The organism is Streptomyces sp. NPDC050674, assembly GCF_040654575.1.
Classification (GTDB): Bacteria; Actinomycetota; Actinomycetes; order Streptomycetales; family Streptomycetaceae; genus Streptomyces.
The window spans coordinates 58452-77565 of record NZ_JBFAIG010000004.1 but is presented as its reverse complement, the minus strand read 5'-3'; the positions used below and the strand labels follow the sequence as shown (position 1 = coordinate 77565).

The window sequence follows — 19114 nt, the reverse complement described above, 5'->3', positions numbered from 1 at the left end:
GTGTGTGTCATGCATGCGTCCAGTCTCAGCAGACGTGCCGTTCTCGCCGGGACCGCTGCCGCCGCCGCGGCCGTCTCCCTGCCGCTCACCCAGGACCGGGCCCACGCCGCGGCCGCCGCCGGGAAGGGCGGATACCGCTGGCGCAACGTGGTCCAGGGCGGCACCGGGTTCATCACCGGCGTGCTGTTCCACCCCTCCGTGCGCGGGCTCGCCTACCTGCGGACCGACATCGGCGGCGCCTACCGCTGGGACGACCGTGCCGAACGCTGGATTCCGCTGACCGACCACCTCGGCTGGGACGACTGGAACCTGCTCGGCGTAGAGGCGATGGCCGTCGACCCGGCGCATCCGAACCGCGTGTACCTCGCCCTCGGCGCGTACACCCAGCCCTGGGCCGGCAACGGGGCCGTGCTGCGCTCCGAGGACCGCGGCGCCAACTGGAAGCGCACCGACCTCACCGTCAAGCTCGGGGCCAACGAAGACGGGCGGGGTGCGGGGGAGCGGCTGCTCGTCGATCCGCGGGACAGCGACACGCTCTGGCTGGGAACCCGGCACGACGGGCTGCTCAAGTCGACCGACCGGGGCGCCACCTGGAAGGCCGTGAGCTTCCCGGCCACGCCCAGTGCCACCGGCCAGGGCATCACCTTCCTGGTCGCCGCGGGCCGCAGCGTCTATGCCGGCTGGGGCGACTCCGACGGCACCTCCGCGAACCTCTACAGAACCACCGACGGCACCACCTGGAAGGCCGTCCCGGGGCAGCCCGCCGGCACCGCCGCCAAGGTGCCGATCCGCGCCGCGTACGACCGCCACACGCGCGAGCTGTACGTGACGTACGCCAACGCCCCCGGTCCCAACGGGCAGTCCGACGGCAGCGTGCACAAGCTGCGCACCGGCAGCGGGAAGTGGAGTGAGGTCACCCCGGTGAAGCCGGGCGGCACGACGGCCGACGGCTCCGCCGACTCCTTCGGCTACGGCGGTGTCGCCGTCGACGCCCGCCGCCCCGGCACGGTGGTCGTCTCCACGAACAACCGCTGGGCCGACATCGACACCCTCTTCCGTTCCACGAACGGCGGCCGCACCTGGACGTCCCTGAAGGACGAGGCCGTCCTGGACGTCTCCGAGACGCCGTACCTCAAGTGGGGCGGGGACAAGGCGAAGTTCGGCTGGTGGATCCAGGCCGTCGGACTCGACCCGTACGACTCCCGGCACATCGTCCACGGCACCGGCGCCACCCTCTACGGCACCCGCGACCTCAAGCGCTGGGCCCCGCAGATCCGCGGCGTGGAGGAGGCGTCCATACGCCAGCTGGTCTCGCCCCCGACCGGTGAGGCGCACCTGCTCAGCGGATCCGGGGACATCGGTGTGATGTACCACGAGCGGCTCACGGCGTCGCCGTCGCGCGGTATGGCGTCGAACCCGGTGTTCGGCACCTCCACCGGCCTGTCGCTGGCCGCGGCCAAGCCGTCGTACGTGGTCCGGGCGGGCTGGGGCGACCACGGCAACGGCGCCTTCTCGAACGACGGCGGCAAGACCTGGACGCCCTTCAAGACCCAGCCGGACGTCGCCAGGTCCGCGCCGGGGCCGATCGCCACCAACGCCGACGGCCGCGTGCTGCTGTGGTCCTTCGGCACGGCCAACCCGGGCTACCGCTCGGCGGACAACGGCGCCACGTGGTCCGAGGTCGCCTCCTTCCCGAAGGGCGCCGCCCCGGTCGCGGACCCCGCCGACCCGGACCGCTTCTACGCCTTCGACACCACGACCGGCACTCTGCACGCCAGCACCGACGGTGGCCTGACCTTCACCGCGCGGGCCACCGGCCTGAGCTCGGGCGACACCGAGTTCCAGCTGGTGGCGGCGCCCGGCCGCTCCGGCGACCTGTGGCTGAGCCTGAAGGGGAACGGGCTGTACCGCTCGACCGACGGCGGTGCGACCTTCACCGAGGTCGCCGGTTGCCGGGCCTCGTACGCCCTCGGCTTCGGCAAGGCCGCCCGGGGCGCCTCCTACCCGGCGCTCTACATGGTCGGCTCCACGCATACCATCACCGCCATGTACCGCTCCGACGACGAGGCCAAGACCTGGACCCGGATCAACGACGACCGTCACCAGTGGGGCTGGACCGGCGCCACCATCACCGGTGACCCGCGCGTGTACGGCCGCGTCTACATCGCCACCAACGGGCGCGGCGTGCAGTACGGGGAGCCCGTCTGATGCCCGCGGGGACGCCGCCCGCCCTGAGCGACGCCACCCGGGGCCGGCTCCTCTTCGGCGGCGACTACAACCCGGAGCAGTGGCCGGAGGAGACCTGGCACGAGGACGTCCGGCTGATGAAGGCCGCCGGCGTCAACTCGGTCACCCTCGGCGTCTTCTCCTGGTCGACCCTCGAACCGGAACCCGGGGCGCGGGAATTCGGCTGGCTGGACACGCTGATGGACCTGATGCACGACAACGGCATCGGCGTCGTCCTCGCCACCCCGACCTCCTCGCCCCCGCCCTGGATGGGCCGGCTGCACCCCGACACCCTGCCCGTGACCGAGGACGGCCGCACCGAGTGGTGGGGCGGACGGCAGCACTTCTCGCACTCCAGCGCCACCTACCGGCGCTACGCCGCCGCCATCACCGAGGACCTGGCCGCCCGCTACGGCGGCCACCCGGCCCTCACCATGTGGCACATCAACAACGAGTACTGCACCGTCGACCACGGCGACGAGGCGGCCGCCGCCTTCCGCCGCTGGCTGCGCGAGAAGTACGGCACGCTCGACGCCCTCAACGAGGCCTGGGGCACCGCCTTCTGGAGCCAGGGCTACGACTGCTGGGACGGCGTCCTGCCGCCCCGCCTGCCGCACTACATGCGCAACCCCACCCAGGTCCTGGACTTCCGGCGCTTCACCTCCGACATGCTCCTGGAGTGCTGCACCGCCGAGCGGGACATCGTCCGGCGGCACACCCCGCACATCCCGGTCACCAGCAACTTCATGCCGCTGTGGTTCGGGCAGGACGCGTGGCGCTGGGCGCAGGAGGAGGACGTCGTCTCCGTCGACCTCTACCCCGACCCGCGCGACCCGCTCGGTGCCCAGAACGGCGCCCTGGTCCAGGACATGACCCGCTCCCAGGCACGCGGTCCCTGGATGCTGATGGAACAGGCCGCCGGGCCGGTCAACTGGCGCGGTGTGAACCACCCCAAGCCGCGCGGCCTCAACCGGCTCTGGTCCCTCCAGGCCGTGGCCCGGGGCGCCGACGCCGTCTGCTACTTCCAGTGGCGGCAGTCCCGGCAGGGCGCGGAGAAGTTCCACTCCGGCATGGTCAGCCACGCCGGGGAGGAGGGCCGCACGTACCAGGAGGTCAAGCGGCTCGGCGCCGACCTGGAGCGGATCGCCCCCGAGGTGAGCGGCCGGCACCTCACCGCCGACGTCGCCGTCCTGCACGACTGGCACTCCTGGTGGGCCGGCGCCCACGACGGCCGTCTGTCCAGCCGGGTGGAGTACCCGGACGTGCTGCGCGCCTGGCACCGGGCCCTGTGGCAGGCGCACCTCACCACCGACTTCGCCCACCCCGAGCACGACCTGACGCCGTACGCGATGGTCGTCGTGCCCCAGCTGTACGCGCTCACCGACGCGGCCGTCGACAACCTCCTGGCGTACGCCCGCGGCGGCGGCACCCTGGTCTGCGGCTTCCTGACCGGTGTCGCGGACGAGGACGACCGGGTCCGTCCCGGCGGCATGGACGCCCGGCTGCGCGAGCTGTTCGGCATCCGCACCCTGCACGAGTGGTGGCCGCTGGACGAGGGGGAGACCGTCGCGTGCGAGGGCTTCGAGGGAACCCTGTGGTCCGAGGAGATCGAGCCCGCCGATCCCGACCACACGGCCTGCTACAAGGGCGGGGAACTGGACGGCATGCCCGCGGTGCTGCGCAAGGGCCGCGCCTGGTACGTCTCCACCCTCCCCGAGCCCGGGGCGCTGCGCGACCTGCTGGCGTCGGTCGCCGGGGGCGCGGGGGTCAGGCCGGTGCTCGACGGTCTGCCGGACCAGGTGGAGGCGGTACGCCGGGGGGAGCTGCTGTTCGTGCTCAACCACGGCCTGGAGCCGGTGACCGTCGAGGTGCCCGGCACCCACCACGACCTGCTGACCGGGACGGACGTCACCGACCGGGTCACGCTCGGCCGCTACGAGGTGGCGGTGCTCCGGCCATGACCGCCTCCACCCCCGTCCACGGCACCTGGGAACCGCACCCGGCCGACCGCTGGGAGGACGGCTTCCTCAGCGGCAACGGCCGGCACGGCGCCCTGGTCCACGGCGGTCCGCACGCCGAGCGGGTCGTCGTCACGCACCACACCCTGCTGCGGCCCAACGGCAGGGACTCCCGCCCCCCGCAGCTCGCCGACGAGCTGCCCGCCCTCCAGGACCGCCTCCTGGCGGGCGACACGACCGCCGCCGAGGACTTCACGGACGGCCGCCCCCTGCACTGGGTGCAGCCCTTCCACCCGGCCTTCCAGGTGCGACTGGGCGGGCCGCCGGGCGACTCGCGCGACTACCGCAGGGACGTCGACTACCCCACCGGCGTCGTGCGGGCCGGCTGCGCCGGCCGGACCAGCCGCGTGTTCGTCTCCCGCGCCGACGACGTGATCGTCCAGCAGGTCACCGGGCCCGGACTCACCCTCGACATCGACCTCGACCCCCGGCTGCCCGGCGCCCCGACGGGACTGGGCATCGGCCACGGAGCCGTCCTCACCCCCGAAGGCGCCCTGCTGAGCCTGCGCGTCCGCTACCCGGACAGCGACCAGGCCTGCACCGGCGTCAGCCACATCACCGTCACCGGCGGCACGACCACCCTGGTGCCGCCGGGCGTGCGCATCGAGGGCGCCTGGTCCGTGCTCATCCTGACGCGGGTGCACCGGCACACCGGCGAACTCGACGTGGTCGCCGAGGGCCGTGCCCTGCGCGACCTGCCCGGTGCGTACGACGAGCTCCTCGACCGTCACACCGCCCTGCACCGCACCGCCTACGAACGCGTCACCCTCGACCTCGCCGCCGACCCCGCCGAACGGGCCCTGCCCGGCTCGGAGCTGCTGAAGCGGCCCCGCAGCGCGGCCCTGCTGGAGCGTCTCTTCGCCGCCGGGCGCTACCACCTGCTCTCCGCGAGCGGCCTCCTCCCGCCCCGCCTGACCGGCCTGTGGACCGGCGACTGGAACACCGCCTGGTCGGGCGCCTTCACCAACGACGCCAACCTCAACCTCCAGACCGCCTCGGCCGCTGCCGCCGCCCTCCCCGAGGTCACCGACGCCCACGCGAACCTCGTCCACCGCCAGCTCCCCGACTGGCGCGACAACGCCCGCGCGGTCTTCGGCACCCGGGGGGTCGTCGCCCCCGCGCACACCGACGGGGAGTCCGGGCACTCCTACCACTTCAGCCGCGAGTACCCGCTGCACCTGTGGACCGCCGGTGCCGACTGGCTGCTCAAGCCGCTGGTCGACCACGACGAGACCCACGGCACCCGGGACCCGCGCACGGCCGCGGCCCTCGCCGAAGTCGCGCTCTTCTACGAGGACTTCCTCACCAGGACGGACGACAACGGCCACCTCGTGGTCGTCCCCTCCTACTCACCCGAGAACCGGCCCGCCAATGCCGGATGGGGCACGATCAACGCCGCCATGGACCTCTCCGCGGCCCGCCACGCCCTGCGCACGGCCGCCGCCTACCACCCGGGCCCCGACGCCGACCGCTGGAACGCCCTGGCCGACCGGCTCCCGCCGCACCGGACCAACGAGGACGGGGCCCTGGCCGAATGGGCCTGGCCCGGCCTGAGGGACTCCTACGACCACCGTCACCTCAGCCACCTCTACGGCGTCTGGCCGCTCGAGGAGATCACCCCCTACGACACTCCGGAACTCGCCGCCGCGGCCCACCGCGCCCTCGAACTGCGCGGCGCCGAGAACGACTCCGCGCACGGCCATCTGCACCACGCCCTCGTCGCGGCCCGGCTCCGGGACGCGGAGCGCGTCGCCCACGCCCTCGGCCAGGTCCTGGAGGGCGACTTCTTCCACGACTCCCTGATGAGCGCGCACTACCCGCACCGCGACGTCTACAACGCCGACGCCGCGCACACCCTGCCCGCCGTGCTGATCGAGATGCTCGTCCAGTCGACCCCCGACCGGCTGGTCCTGCTGCCCGCGCTGCCGGCCGCCTGCCCCGAGGGCGCCCTGCGCGGGGTGCGCACCCGCTTCGGGGCCGCACTCGACCTCACCTGGACGCGGGACGGCGCCACCGCCGTCATCCGGCCCGGCCGTACCCACCGCGTCGAACTGCGGACTTCCTCCGGCGCGCGATCCCTCCACCTGGTCGCCGGAGAAGACCACGTCGTCACCCTGAGGACGTGGTAGCTCCCCCCATCCCCCCACCCATGGAAGGGACACCATGGCATCACGCACCCTGAGCAGGGCCACCAAGGCTCTGCTGGCTCCCGCCCTGGCGCTCGGCGCCACCGTCGGCCTCGCCTCCGCCCCCGCCTCCGCCGCCGTCTGGAACTCCTGCGACCAGTGGGCCCGGACCAGCCTGAACGGCTACACGCTCTACAACAACATCTGGGGCGGCGGCGCCGGCAGCCAGTGCATCTGGGCCAACTCCGGTACCAACTGGGGCGTCTGGGCCAACCACCCCAACACCGGCGGCATCAAGTCCTACCCGAACCAGACGAAGGCGATCAACAAGTCGATCACCTCGCTGGGCTCGCTCTCCAGTAGCTACAACGTCAGCGTCCCGTCGTCCGGCGCGTACAACACCTCGTACGACATCTGGGACACCGACCACGACTACGAGATCATGCTCTGGGTCAACAAGACCGGACCCGTCGGCCCCATAGGCACCTCGCAGGGCAGCGTCAGCCTCGGCGGCCACTCCTGGAACGTCTTCAAGGGCACCAACGGCGCCAACGAGGTGTTCTCGTTCATCCGCACCTCCAACTCCAGCTCCGGCACCGTGAACATCCTGCCGATCCTGAAGTGGATCAAGGACACCAAGAGGTGGATGGGCAACGAGACGATCGGTGACGTGCAGTTCGGCTACGAGGTCACCTCGTCGTCCGGCGGGCTGAACTTCACCACCAACAACCTGACGGTCAGCAGCAGCTGATCCGTCGCGGGGCCGGGGCCGGCCGTGCCGTCAGGCGCGGTCGACCCCGGCCCGCAGCGCGTTGTAGTCCGCGAAGGCCGACTCGACCTCGTCGCGGGTCAGACCGTAGCGGGACAGGTCGTAGGTGTGCTTGCGGGTGCCCCTGGGCCGGGCGACGGCCGCCGGGAGACGGGCCGCGTCCGCCTTGGTCCACCGGTCCCTGACGGCGGCGTAGAGCTTTGGGGCGCCGGTCGCGGGCTCGGAGCCGAGCCAGGAGTACGGAGCGTCCACCAGCTGCCCCGCGGGGATCGCCGCCCGGGCCGCGAGCCCGCGTGTCGTGGCACGGCTCAGCAGGCCCAGCCAGGTGGTGCCGATGCCGTGCGGGTCGACGGGCCGGGTGCTGACGGCCATGCCGTGCTCGATCAGGGAGCAGAAGGACGCCACCACGGTGACCGGATCGCGATGGCACCACACGATCGTGGCGTCGGGGAAGACCTTCAGCAACGCGTCCAGGTTCTCCAGGTGCATCGGGGACTTCAGCATCCAGCGCCGCCGCGGACGGCCGTACTGGAGCACCTGGTAGACCTGCTTGAGGTACCGGTAGTCGGCGGTGAAGTCCCGCGCCCGGTGCCACCGCTCGTACTCGGGGATGCGGGCCTGGGAGAACGGCATCAGCGCGTGCGGCAGCGCGAACGTGCACTCCTCGGGGCCCTCGGCGGCCATCGCGTGGATGTCGCGGAAGCGCGGTGCGAACAGGTCCGTGCCCCGCACCATCCGGCGCCCGGCCGCGATCGCCCTGCGCCGGTGCCGGGGCGGCAACTCCAGGTCGGGCGCGAGCAGTTCCCACAGCAGGGGGGAGCGGTGCCCGTCGGAGACCGACAGCACCGAGTGCGTGACGGTGGTCGCGGTGCGAGGCAGCCCCACCACGAACACCGGCCTCTCGATCGGCTCCTCCTCGATCTCCGGGTGCTCGGCGATCAGCCGCAGCACCCGCGCCCGGTTGGCGAGGTGGCGCCGGACGTGCCCCTGAGCGGCCTGCCAGCCGACCGGGGTGAGATGCTCGGCCTTCGCCCACCAGCCCAGCAGCGCCCGGAAGTCGTCGACGAACTCCCGGTCGCCCGGAGCCTCCCCGGCTTCCACCACGATGCGGTCGAAGATCCGGCCGGGGTCCCGGCGGGAGCCGAAGGAGGGCCGCAGCGCCAGGCCGGCGAGGGTGAGGGCGAGCGGAGTCGAGGGCACGCGGGAAACCTACCTCCTGCAACTGTGCGGCGCTGGAGGGAAGTTGGCCGAACGGGCGCGAGGGGATGGCCGGAAGACCTCCATCGGTCCGGCCACCCCCTTCGACGCGGCTACTCCGCTACAGGCAGCCGCGCCCCGTCCCGCAGGAACAGCGGGATCCGGTCCAGTGGGGCGTCGACCGTCACGGCCCGGCCGCCCTCGTAGGTCTCACCCGTCCACGCGTCCGTCCACTCGGCCCCGGCCGGCAGGTACGCCGTCCGTGCCGTGGCACCGGCCGTCAGCACCGGGGCCACCAGCAGATCCGGTCCGAACAGGTAGGAGTCGTCGACCGACCAGGCCGCCGGGTCGCGCGGGAACTCCAGGAAGAGCGGCCGCATCACCGGCAGGCCCTCCTCGTGGGCCGCCCGCATGACGTCCAGCACATACGGCTTGAGCCGCTCGCGCAGCCGCAGGTACCGCTCCAGGATCGCCCCGGCCTCCTCGCCGTACGACCACACCTCGTTCGGGCCGCCGGTCATCTCCGGGCCCAGCGGCATGCCCGGGTCGCGGAAGCCGTGCAGGCGCATCAGCGGGGACAGCGCGCCGAACTGGAACCAGCGGACCATCACCTCCCGGTACGCCGGGTCGTCCGGGTCGCCGCCGTGGAAGCCGCCGATGTCGGTGTTCCACCACGGGATTCCCGACAGAGCCGTGTTGAGCCCGGCCGCGATCTGCCGGCGCAGGGTCGGGAAATCCGTGCCGATGTCACCCGACCACAGGGCGGCGCCGTAGCGCTGACTGCCCGCCCACGCCGAGCGGTTGAGGCTGACGATCTCCTCCTCGCCGGTGGCGGCAAGGCCCTCGTAGAACGTACGGGCGTTCTCCGCCGGGTAGATGTTGCCGACCTCCAGGCCCGGGCCCGCCCAGTAGCGCAGGTTCTCCTGGAAGCCGGGCTTCAGCTCCGGCTCGCAGGCGTCCAGCCAGAACGCCGTGATGCCGTACGGGTCGAGGTAGTTCTCCTTCACCTTCGACCACACGAACTCCCGGGCCTCAGGGTTGGTGGCGTCGTAGAAGGCCACCTGGACCGTGGAGGCGACCTCCTTGTCGGGCCAGTCGGCGTGCGCCATCGGGCCGTACTGGGTGCCGATGAACCAGCCGCGCTGCTCCAGGACCGGGTGGTTCTCGCTCAGCGGCGACACCGACGGCCACACGCTCACCACCAGCTTGATGCCGAGTTCCTCCAGCTCGCGCACCATCGCCGCCGGGTCCGGCCACTCGGCGGGGTCGAACTTCCAGTCGCCGAGGTGCGTCCAGTGGAAGAAGTCGCAGACGATCGCCGAGATGGGCAAACCCCGCCGCTTGTACTCCCGGGCCACCGCCAGCAGTTCGTCCTGGGTGCGGTAGCGCAGCTTGCACTGCCAGAAGCCCGCCGCCCACTCCGGCAGCATCGGGCTGCGGCCGGTCACCGCGCTGTAGCGGCGCTGGGCACCGGCCGGGTCGCCGGCCGTGATCCAGTAGTCGATCTGCCGTGCCGAGTCGGCGACCCACCGGGTGCCGTTGTGCGCCAGCTCCACGCGGCCGATCGCCGGGTTGTTCCACAGCAGGGTGTAGCCGCGGCTGGAGGTCAGCACCGGGATGCCGACCTCGGCGTTGCGCTGGACCAGGTCCAGCACCAGTCCCTTCTGGTCCAGGCGCCCGTGCTGGTGCTGGCCGAGGCCGTAGAGCTTCTCGTCGTCGTAGGCGGCGAAGCGCTGCTCCAGGCGGTGGTGGCCGTTGCCGACGGCCGTGTAGAGGCGGGAGCCGGGCCACCAGAAGTGCGCGCGGTCCTCGGCGAGGATCTCGCCGCCGTCCTCGGTGCGCAGGAAGCGGATCAGGCCCTCGGCGTTCACCTCGACGGTGAGCGCCCCGACGGTCAGCAGGCCCCGGCCGTCCTCGGTCTTCACCGTGGCCGCCGTCGCGGGGGCCTCGTCGAGCAGGGCCCCCGGCAGGCCGTCGAGGACCGGGCCGCCGAGCCGGGCACGCACCCGGACCGCGTCCGGACCCCACGGCTCGATCCGGACGGTCTCCTGGCGGCCGCTCCACTCCAGGGCGCCGTCCCGCTCGCGGAAGGTGCCGACGGTGGGGGAGGACTGCGCCAGGCTCACCTGGGGCTGGTTTTCGGCAGGCTGATTCACGTGGCGTGCTCCTGTGACCTGGAGGAGTGCAGACAGAGGTGTGCAGACAGAGGTGTGCAGGCATGGCGGTGCCCCGGGAGGGGGCGGTGTTCGCGACGGCGGGGGCGGAGGGCGGGTCTACGACCGGCTCGGCGCCGGCCCCGTGCTCCCCCGGACCGTCAGCTCGGGCGCGATCAGCACGACCTCGTCGCTGCCACGCCCCTGGAGTTTGGCGACCAGGTGGTCCACGGCGTGCCGGCCCATCTCCTGCGCGGGGATGGCGACCGACGTGAGCCGCACGGAGGCCTGCGTCGCGACCTGGTCGGGGCAGATCGCGACCACGGACACGTCCTCGGGCACGGCCCGGCCCTGCTGCCGCAGCAGCGCGAGCAGCGGCTCCACCGCCGACTCGTTCTGCACGATGAGGCCCGAGGTGTCCGGGCGCTCGTCGAGGATCCGGGCGAGCGTCACGGCCATCGCGTCGTAGCCGCCCTCGCACGGCCGGTGCAGCAGCCGCACCCCGAGCTCCCGCGACCGGGACCTGAGCCCGTCGAGCGTGCGTTCGGCGAAGCCGGTGTGCCGCTCGTAGACGGCCGGGGCCTCCCCGATGACAGCGATGTCCTGGTGCCCCTGTTTGGCGAGGTGCTCCACGCACAGCGCGCCGGTCGCCCTGAAGTCAAGATCGACGCAGGTCAGGCCGGAGGTGTCGGCGGGCAGTCCGATCAGCACGGACGGCTGGTCGGTGGCGCGCAGCAACGGCAGTCGCTCGTCGTCCAGTTCGACGTCCATCAGAATCATTCCGTCGGCGAGCCCGCTGCCCGCCACGCGGCGCACCGCGTCGGGGCCCTCCTCGCCGGTGAGCAGCAGCACGTCGTACCCGTGGGCGCGGGCGGAGGTCGCCACCGCGATGGCGATCTCCATCATCACGGGCACGTACATGTCCGTGCGCAGCGGGACCATCAGCGCGATGATGTTCGACTTGCTGCTCGCCAGGGCGCGCGCCCCGGCGTTCGGGTGGTACCCGAGTTCGCGGATGCTCTGCTCGACCCGCTCCCGGGTGTTCGCGGAGATGGACCGCTTGCCGCTGAGGACATAGCTCACCGTGCTCGCCGAGACTCCGGCGTGCTGGGCGACCTCGGCGAGGGTGACCATCCAGCTCTCCAAGCTTGTGTGAAGCGCTTCGACAGTGCGCGTTGCTGATACAGGTGGGGGAGGGTGGTTCGACAGTAGCTCCAGCAGGAGTAGGTGTCCATAGGTTGTCGAAGCGCTTCGATGGCGATTTCGCGGAGCGCTCTCAAGACCGGAGCCGCCGCCGGGGCGGCACCTCGATGCAACACCGTCATCAGGCGCGCGACAAGTGCCGGGGACGCTCCGCCTCCTTCGGCTGAACGGACGCGCGAGGACTGGTGGGAGCGTCCGGATTCGGGTACCAACGATCCAGTAGCACTGGTCGGTAACGAAACGGTCCTCAAACTCCCTAGTTGCGGCGAGGTGCCCCTCATGTCCGCTTCCACCACTCCCTCTTCCCGTCCCGCCGTCACCGAGCGGGAGGCCCGCGAGGTGGCGGAGGCCGCCCGGGAACAGCACTGGCGCAAGCCCAGCTTCGCCAAGGAGCTGTTCCTCGGCCGCTTCCGGCTCGACCTCATCCACCCCCACCCCCTCCCGGACGACGAGGCGGCCCAGCGCGGTGAGGAGTTCCTCGCCAAGCTCCGCGACTTCGTCGAGACGAAGGTCGACGGGGCCCTGATCGAGCGCGAGGCCAGGATCCCCGACGAGGTGATCGACGGGCTGAAGGAGCTCGGCGCCTTCGGCATGAAGATCGACACCAAGTACGGCGGACTCGGCCTGGGCCAGGTGTACTACAACAAGGCGCTCGCCCTGGTCGGCTCCGCCAGTCCCGCGATCGGCGTGCTGCTCTCCGCGCACCAGTCGATCGGCGTGCCCCAGCCCCTGAAACTGTTCGGCACCCAGGAGCAGCGCGAGCGCTTCCTGCCGCGCTGCGCCCGCACGGACATCAGCGCCTTCCTGCTCACCGAGCCCGACGTCGGCTCCGACCCGGCCCGCCTGGCCACGACGGCCGTGCCCGACGGCGACGAGTACGTCCTCGACGGCGTGAAGCTGTGGACCACCAACGGCGTGGTCGCCGACCTGCTGGTGGTCATGGCCCGGGTCCCGAAGTCCGAGGGCCACCGGGGCGGCATCACCGCCTTCGTCGTGGAGACGAACGCACCGGGCGTCACCGTCGAGAACCGCAACGCCTTCATGGGCCTGCGCGGCATCGAGAACGGCGTCACCCGCTTCCACCAGGTCCGCGTCCCCGCCGCCAACCGCGTCGGCGAGGAGGGCCAGGGCCTGAAGATCGCCCTGACCACCCTCAACACCGGGCGGCTCTCCCTGCCCGCCTCCTGCGTCGCGGCCGGCAAGTGGTGCCTGAAGATCGCCCGGGAGTGGTCGGCGGCCCGCGAGCAGTGGGGCAAGCCCGTCGCGCACCACGAGGCGGTCGGCTCCAAGATCTCCTTCATCGCGGCCACCACCTTCGCCCTGGAGGCCGTGACGGACCTGGCCTCGCAGATGGCCGACGAGGACCGCAACGACATCCGCATCGAAGGCGCCCTCGCCAAGCTGTACGCCTCCGAGATGGCCTGGACGATGGCCGACGAGCTCGTCCAGATCCGCGGCGGCCGCGGCTTCGAGACGGCCGACTCCCTCCGGGCCCGCGGCGAACGCGGCGTCCCGGCCGAGCAGCTGCTGCGCGACCTGCGCATCAACCGCATCTTCGAGGGCTCCACCGAGATCATGCACCTGCTGATCGCGCGCGAGGCCGTCGACGCCCACCTCTCCGTCGCCGGCGACCTGATCGACCCGGAGAAGTCCCTCGGTGACAAGGCCAGGGCAGGCGCGAACGCGGGCGTGTTCTACGCCAAGTGGCTCCCGAAGCTGGTCGCCGGGCCCGGCCAGCTCCCCGCCTCCTACGGCGAGTTCAAACACGAGGTGGACCTCTCCGTCCATCTGCGCTACGTCGAGCGCACCGCCCGCAAACTCGCCCGCTCCACCTTCTACGCCATGTCCCGCTGGCAGGGCCGCATGGAGTCCAAGCAGGGCTTCCTCGGCCGGATCGTCGACATCGGCGCCGAGCTGTTCGCCATGAGCGCCTCCTGCGTCCGCGCCGAGCTGCTGCGCGGCCGGGGCGAGAACGGCCGCGAGGCCTACCAGCTCGCCGACGTCTTCTGCCGTCAGGCCCGCATCCGGATCGAGGAGCTCTTCACCCGCCTGTGGACCAACACCGACGACCTGGACCGCAAGGTCGTCAAGGGCGTCCTGTCCGGCACGTACGAGTGGCTGGAGCAGGGCATCGTCGACCCGTCGGGCGACGGCCCCTGGATCGCGGACGCGACACCGGGAGAGAGCCGGAAGGAGAACGTCCACCGGCCGATCCGTTAGGCCCGGCCCTCCTGGGGGCGTGCGCAGGTGTGGCGCGCGCCCCTGGGAAGGGGATGCGCTGTCCTCACACACCCGCCTTACGGCAACAATGGAGCAATGAGCGACAGTCCAGCCCCCCTCGCCGACCCGCACCTCGTCCACGACCCCGTAGCGGGAGACGGTCCCAAGGACGTGGTGATCCTCGGCTCCACCGGGTCCATCGGCACCCAGGCCATCGACCTCGTGCTGCGCAACCCCGACCGGTTCCGCGTCACCGGCCTCTCGGCCAACGGCGGCCGGGTCGCCCTCCTCGCCGAGCAGGCGCACCGGCTGCGGGTGCGGACGGTCGCCGTGGCCCGCGAGGACGTCGTACCGGCCCTGCGCGAGGCGCTCACCGCGCAGTACGGCCCCGGCGAGCCGCTCCCCGAGCTCCTCGCCGGCCCCGACGCGGCCACCCGGCTGGCCGCCTCCGACTGCCACACCGTCCTGAACGGCATCACGGGCTCCATCGGACTCGCCCCGACCCTGGCCGCCCTGGAGGCGGGCCGCACCCTCGCGCTCGCCAACAAGGAGTCGCTCATCGTGGGCGGCCCGCTGGTCAAGGCCCTCGCCAAGCCCGGGCAGATCATCCCGGTCGACTCCGAGCACGCCGCCCTCTTCCAGGCCCTGGCCGCCGGCACCCGGGCCGACGTCCGCAAACTCGTCGTCACCGCCTCCGGCGGCCCCTTCCGCGGCCGTACCAAGGCCGAGCTGGCGCACGTCACCGTCGAGGACGCCCTCGCCCACCCCACCTGGGCGATGGGCCCGGTCATCACGATCAACTCCGCGACCCTCGTCAACAAGGGTCTGGAGGTCATCGAGGCGCACCTCCTCTACGACATTCCCTTCGACCGCATTGAGGTGGTCGTGCATCCCCAGTCGTATGTCCACTCGATGGTTGAGTTCACGGATGGATCGACACTGGCCCAGGCGACCCCGCCCGACATGCGCGGGCCCATCGCCATCGGCCTCGGCTGGCCCGAGCGCGTCCCCTACGCGGCCCCCGCCTTCGACTGGAGCAAGGCCTCGACCTGGGAGTTCTTCCCGCTCGACAACGAGGCCTTCCCCTCGGTGAACCTCGCCCGGCACGTCGGCGAGCTCGCGGGCACCGCCCCGGCGGTGTTCAATGCGGCCAACGAGGAGTGCGTGGAGGCGTTCCGCCGCGGCGCACTGCCCTTCAGCGGGATCATGGACACCGTCACCCGGGTCGTCGAGGAGCACGGCACGCCGGGCACGGGAACCTCGCTCACCGTGTCGGACGTCCTCGAAGCGGAGACCTGGGCGCGGGCCCGGGCCCGGGAACTGGCGGCACAGACGGCGGAGGCCCGTGCATGACGACCCTGATGTTCATCCTCGGCATAGTCCTCTTCGCGGTCGGCCTGCTGTTCTCGATCGCGTGGCACGAGCTGGGACACCTGTCCACCGCCAAGCTCTTCGGCATCCGCGTGCCGCAGTACATGGTCGGCTTCGGCCCCACGCTCTTCTCGCGCAACAAGGGCGAGACGGAGTACGGCATCAAGGCCATCCCGTTCGGCGGCTACATCCGCATGATCGGCATGTTCCCGCCCGGCCCCGACGGCCGCATGGAGGCCCGCTCCACCTCCCCGTGGCGCGGCATGATCGAGGACGCCCGCACCGCCGCCTACGAGGAGCTCAAGCCGGGCGACGAGCACCGCATGTTCTACACGCGCGCCCCCTGGAAGCGCGTGATCGTGATGTTCGCGGGCCCCTTCATGAACCTGGTCCTGGCGGTGGCGCTGTTCCTCACCGTCCTGATGGGCTTCGGCATCACCCAGCAGACCACCACGGTCAGCTCGGTCTCCCAGTGCGTCATCGCGCAGAACGAGAACCGCGACAAGTGCCAGAAGGGCGACCCGGCCGCCCCGGCCGCCGCCGCCGGACTCAAGGCCGGCGACAAGATCGTCTCCTTCGACGGCGTGAAGACCGACGACTGGAACGAACTCTCCGACCTCATCCGCGCCGCCCCCGGCAAGGAGGTGCCGATCGTCGTCGACCGCAAGGGCCAGGACGTCACCCTGCACGCGAAGATCGCCACCAACCAGGTCGCCAAGAAGGACTCCGGCGGCCAGATCGTCGAGGGTCAGTACGTCTCCGCCGGCTTCCTCGGCTTCAGCGCCGCCACGGGCGTGGTCAAGCAGGACTTCGGCGAGTCCGTCACCTGGATGGGAGACCGGATCGGCGAGGCCGTCGACTCCCTCGCCGCGCTCCCCGGCAAGATCCCGGCCCTGTGGAACGCGGCCTTCGACGGCGCCCCGCGCGAGGCCGACTCCCCGATGGGCGTGGTGGGCGCGGCCCGGGTCGGCGGTGAGATCTTCACCCTCGACATCCCGCCCACCCAGCAGCTGGCCATGGCCCTGATGCTGGTCGCCGGCTTCAACCTCTCCCTGTTCCTGTTCAACATGCTCCCGCTGCTGCCGCTCGACGGCGGCCACATCGCGGGCGCGCTGTGGGAGTCGCTGCGCCGCAACACGGCGAAGGTGCTGCGCCGGCCGGACCCGGGCCCCTTCGACGTGGCGAAGCTCATGCCGGTCGCCTACGTCGTCGCCGGGATCTTCATCTGCTTCACGATCCTGGTTCTGATCGCGGACGTGGTCAACCCGGTGAAAATCTCCTAGGTCGTGTCCGCAAAGTCCCTCCGTCCGCCCGGAGGGCGGGCCCCGCGGCGTCTGGTGCGTGCTCTCGGCGTGCCGGGTGGAGTCCCTCGTACTGGACGTACTTGGGGCTGCGCCCGGTGCGGCGAGAGTGCGTGCCAGGCGTCGCGGGGCAGGAGGGACTTTGCGGACACGGCCTAGCCATACGGTGTTCAGGGCGGCCCGGCAGGATTTTCCCCGGGCCGCCTCCCATCGGGTGGCACGGTGGGTGGGATGTGCCCGCGCCGAGGCATGTGCCGTAATCTCGAAGCTCGGAGCCCGCTGCTCACGGGACCGGACCTTGATCCACGACTTGGGGTTGCACAGCAGATGACTGCGATTTCTCTCGGCATGCCGTCCGTTCCGACCAAGCTCGCCGAGCGCCGCAAGAGCCGGCAGATCCAGGTCGGGTCCGTGGCCGTCGGCGGAGACGCCCCCGTCTCGGTGCAGTCGATGACCACGACACGCACCTCGGACATCGGCGCCACGCTCCAGCAGATCGCCGAACTGACCGCCTCCGGCTGCCAGATCGTGCGCGTGGCCTGCCCGACCCAGGACGACGCCGACGCGCTGGCGACCATCGCCCGCAAGTCGCAGATCCCGGTGATCGCCGACATCCACTTCCAGCCGAAGTACGTCTTCGCGGCCATCGAGGCGGGCTGCGCGGCGGTCCGCGTCAACCCGGGCAACATCAAGCAGTTCGACGACAAGGTCAAGGAGATCGCCAAGGCGGCCCGCGACCACGGCACCCCGATCCGCATCGGCGTCAACGCCGGCTCCCTCGACCGGCGCCTGCTGCAGAAGTACGGCAAGGCCACCCCCGAGGCCCTGGTCGAGTCGGCCCTGTGGGAGGCGTCCCTCTTCGAGGAGCACGACTTCCGCGACATCAAGATCTCCGTCAAGCACAACGACCCGGTCATCATGATCGAGGCCTACAAGCAGCTCGCCGCCCAGTGCGACTACCCGCTGCACCTCGGCGTCACCGAGGCGGGCCCGGCCTTCCAGGGAACCATCAAGTCCGCCGTGGCCTTCGGCGCCCTCCTTTCTCAGGGCATCGGCGACACGATCCGGGTGTCGCTGAGCGCGCCGCCCGCCGAGGAGGTCAAGGTCGGCCTCCAGATCCTGGAGTCCCTCAACCTCAAGGAGCGCGGCCTGGAGATCGTCTCCTGCCCCTCCTGCGGCCGCGCCCAGGTCGACGTCTACAAGCTGGCCGAAGAGGTCACCGCCGGCCTCACCGGCATGGACGTCCCGCTCCGCGTCGCCGTCATGGGCTGCGTGGTGAACGGACCCGGCGAGGCCCGCGAGGCCGACCTCGGCGTCGCCTCGGGCAACGGCAAGGGCCAGATCTTCGTCAAGGGTGAGGTCATCAAGACCGTCCCCGAGTCCAAGATCGTGGAGACCCTCATCGAGGAGGCCATGAAGCTGGCCGAGCAGATGGAGAAGGACGGCGTGGCCTCGGGCGAACCGTCGGTGGCGGTCGCGGGCTGATCACTTGACGACGAGGGTGACCGCGCCCCGCTCTTCTGGGGGCGCGGGGAACTGCGCGAACGGCCACGACGCACCCGCGGACGCCGTCATACCGTCACTCCCGAGCTCCGGGGCGTCCCGCTCAGGCAGCGCAGCTATAGTGCGGAGACCAGCCACCCCAGTTCGTGAGGCCCGCACGTGTTGACCCAGACCACCTCACGGGTCCTCGAACCGAGCGACCTGGACGCCGCCCTCGCCGTCCTCGACCGCGAGCCGGTCGCGAACGCCTTCGTCACGTCCCGCGTGCAGATCGCCGGACTCGACCCGTGGCGGCTCGGCGGCGAGATGTGGGGCTGGTACGAGGACGGCACGCTGACGTCCCTCTGCTACGCCGGCGCCAACCTGGTCCCCATCTGCGCCGGTCCGCGCGCCGTCCGCGCCTTCGCCGACCGCGCCCGCCGGGCCGGGCGCCGCTGCTCCTCCATCGTCGGCCCCTCCGGCGCCACCTCCGACCTGTGGCGGCTGCTGGAACCCCACTGGGGACCGGCCCGCGAGGTCCGCCGCCACCAGCCGCTCATGGTCACCGACCGGCTCCCGGCCGACCTCACCCCGGACCCCTACGTCCGCCGCGTCCGCAAGGACGAGATGGAAACGATCATGCCGGCCTGCGTCGCCATGTTCACCGAGGAGGTCGGCGTCTCCCCGCTGGCCGGCGACGGCGGCCTGCTCTACCAGGCCCGTGTCGCCGAACTCGTCGGCTCCGGACGCGCCTTCGCCCGCTTCGACTCCGACGGCAAGGTCGTCTTCAAGGCCGAGATCGGCGCCGCCACCGACCGCGCCTGCCAGATCCAGGGCGTGTGGGTGGCCCCCGAGTACCGGGGCACCGGCCTGGCCGCCCCCGGCATGGCGGCCGTACTGCGCTACGCCCTGGCCGACGTCGCCCCCGTCGTCAGCCTCTACGTCAACGACTTCAACACCGCGGCCCGGCGCGCGTACACGAGGGTCGGCTTCCGGGAGGTCGGCGCCTTCATGAGCGTCCTGTTCTGAATCACCCCCCTGTAGGCTC

General features: G+C 71.7%; 12 protein-coding genes. 9 read left to right on the top strand and 3 right to left on the bottom strand.

Features of this window, described 5'->3' with window-relative positions; genetic code table 11:
- The first annotated feature begins 9 nt into the window (after window positions 1-9).
- Genes AB0I06_RS09020 through AB0I06_RS09005 form a run of 4 tightly spaced genes read left to right on the top strand, consistent with a single transcriptional unit; the run spans window position 10 to window position 7121 of the window.
- Complete coding sequence (locus AB0I06_RS09020; protein ID WP_363118099.1) at window positions 10-2208, top strand: 1,4-beta-glucanase; 2199 nt, start codon at window positions 10-12, stop codon at window positions 2206-2208.
- Window positions 2208-4187 carry a beta-galactosidase gene (locus AB0I06_RS09015; RefSeq protein WP_363118098.1) on the top strand — a complete coding sequence of 660 codons (1980 nt, stop codon included), beginning with the start codon at window positions 2208-2210 and terminating at the stop codon, window positions 4185-4187. The genes AB0I06_RS09020 and AB0I06_RS09015 overlap by 1 nt, the downstream gene beginning before the upstream one ends.
- Window positions 4184-6373 (top strand): glycoside hydrolase N-terminal domain-containing protein, encoded by a 2190-nt coding sequence (locus AB0I06_RS09010; protein ID WP_363118097.1) that lies wholly within the window; start codon window positions 4184-4186, stop codon window positions 6371-6373. The genes AB0I06_RS09015 and AB0I06_RS09010 overlap by 4 nt, the downstream gene beginning before the upstream one ends.
- Window positions 6374-6407: 34 nt before the next feature.
- Complete coding sequence (locus AB0I06_RS09005; protein ID WP_363118096.1) at window positions 6408-7121, top strand: hypothetical protein; 714 nt, start codon at window positions 6408-6410, stop codon at window positions 7119-7121.
- A gap of 30 nt (window positions 7122-7151) precedes the next feature.
- On the opposite strand, the gene AB0I06_RS09000 is transcribed toward AB0I06_RS09005, so the two are convergent.
- From AB0I06_RS09000 to AB0I06_RS08990, 3 genes are all read right to left on the bottom strand, one after another.
- The gene (locus AB0I06_RS09000; protein WP_363118095.1) at window positions 7152-8339 is read right to left on the bottom strand and encodes a sulfotransferase; all 1188 of its coding nucleotides are present in this window, start codon (window positions 8337-8339) and stop codon (window positions 7152-7154) included.
- A gap of 110 nt (window positions 8340-8449) precedes the next feature.
- Complete coding sequence (locus AB0I06_RS08995) at window positions 8450-10492, bottom strand: glycoside hydrolase family 31 protein (RefSeq protein ID WP_363118094.1); 2043 nt, start codon at window positions 10490-10492, stop codon at window positions 8450-8452.
- Window positions 10493-10609: 117 nt separating this feature from the next.
- A complete protein-coding gene (locus tag AB0I06_RS08990) occupies window positions 10610-11623 on the bottom strand; it encodes a LacI family DNA-binding transcriptional regulator (RefSeq protein WP_363118093.1) in 1014 nt (337 codons plus the stop codon).
- A gap of 348 nt (window positions 11624-11971) precedes the next feature.
- Here AB0I06_RS08990 and AB0I06_RS08985 point away from each other — a divergent pair, with 348 nt between their 5' ends.
- From AB0I06_RS08985 to AB0I06_RS08965, 5 genes are all read left to right on the top strand, one after another.
- Window positions 11972-13912, top strand: coding sequence for an acyl-CoA dehydrogenase family protein (locus AB0I06_RS08985; protein ID WP_363118092.1), 1941 nt, complete (start codon window positions 11972-11974; stop codon window positions 13910-13912).
- Between the two features lie 96 nt (window positions 13913-14008).
- Window positions 14009-15265 (top strand): 1-deoxy-D-xylulose-5-phosphate reductoisomerase, encoded by a 1257-nt coding sequence (dxr, locus tag AB0I06_RS08980; protein WP_363118091.1) that lies wholly within the window; start codon window positions 14009-14011, stop codon window positions 15263-15265.
- Between the two features lie 8 nt (window positions 15266-15273).
- Window positions 15274-16566: a site-2 protease family protein gene (locus AB0I06_RS08975; RefSeq protein WP_363118328.1), complete on the top strand. Its 1293-nt coding sequence runs from the start codon at window positions 15274-15276 to the stop codon at window positions 16564-16566.
- A gap of 345 nt (window positions 16567-16911) precedes the next feature.
- Window positions 16912-18069 carry a flavodoxin-dependent (E)-4-hydroxy-3-methylbut-2-enyl-diphosphate synthase gene (gene ispG / locus AB0I06_RS08970; protein ID WP_363118090.1) on the top strand — a complete coding sequence of 386 codons (1158 nt, stop codon included), beginning with the start codon at window positions 16912-16914 and terminating at the stop codon, window positions 18067-18069.
- Window positions 18070-18246: 177 nt separating this feature from the next.
- Window positions 18247-19095 carry a GNAT family N-acetyltransferase gene (locus tag AB0I06_RS08965; RefSeq protein WP_363118089.1) on the top strand — a complete coding sequence of 283 codons (849 nt, stop codon included), beginning with the start codon at window positions 18247-18249 and terminating at the stop codon, window positions 19093-19095.
- Window positions 19096-19114: the final 19 nt, after the last annotated feature.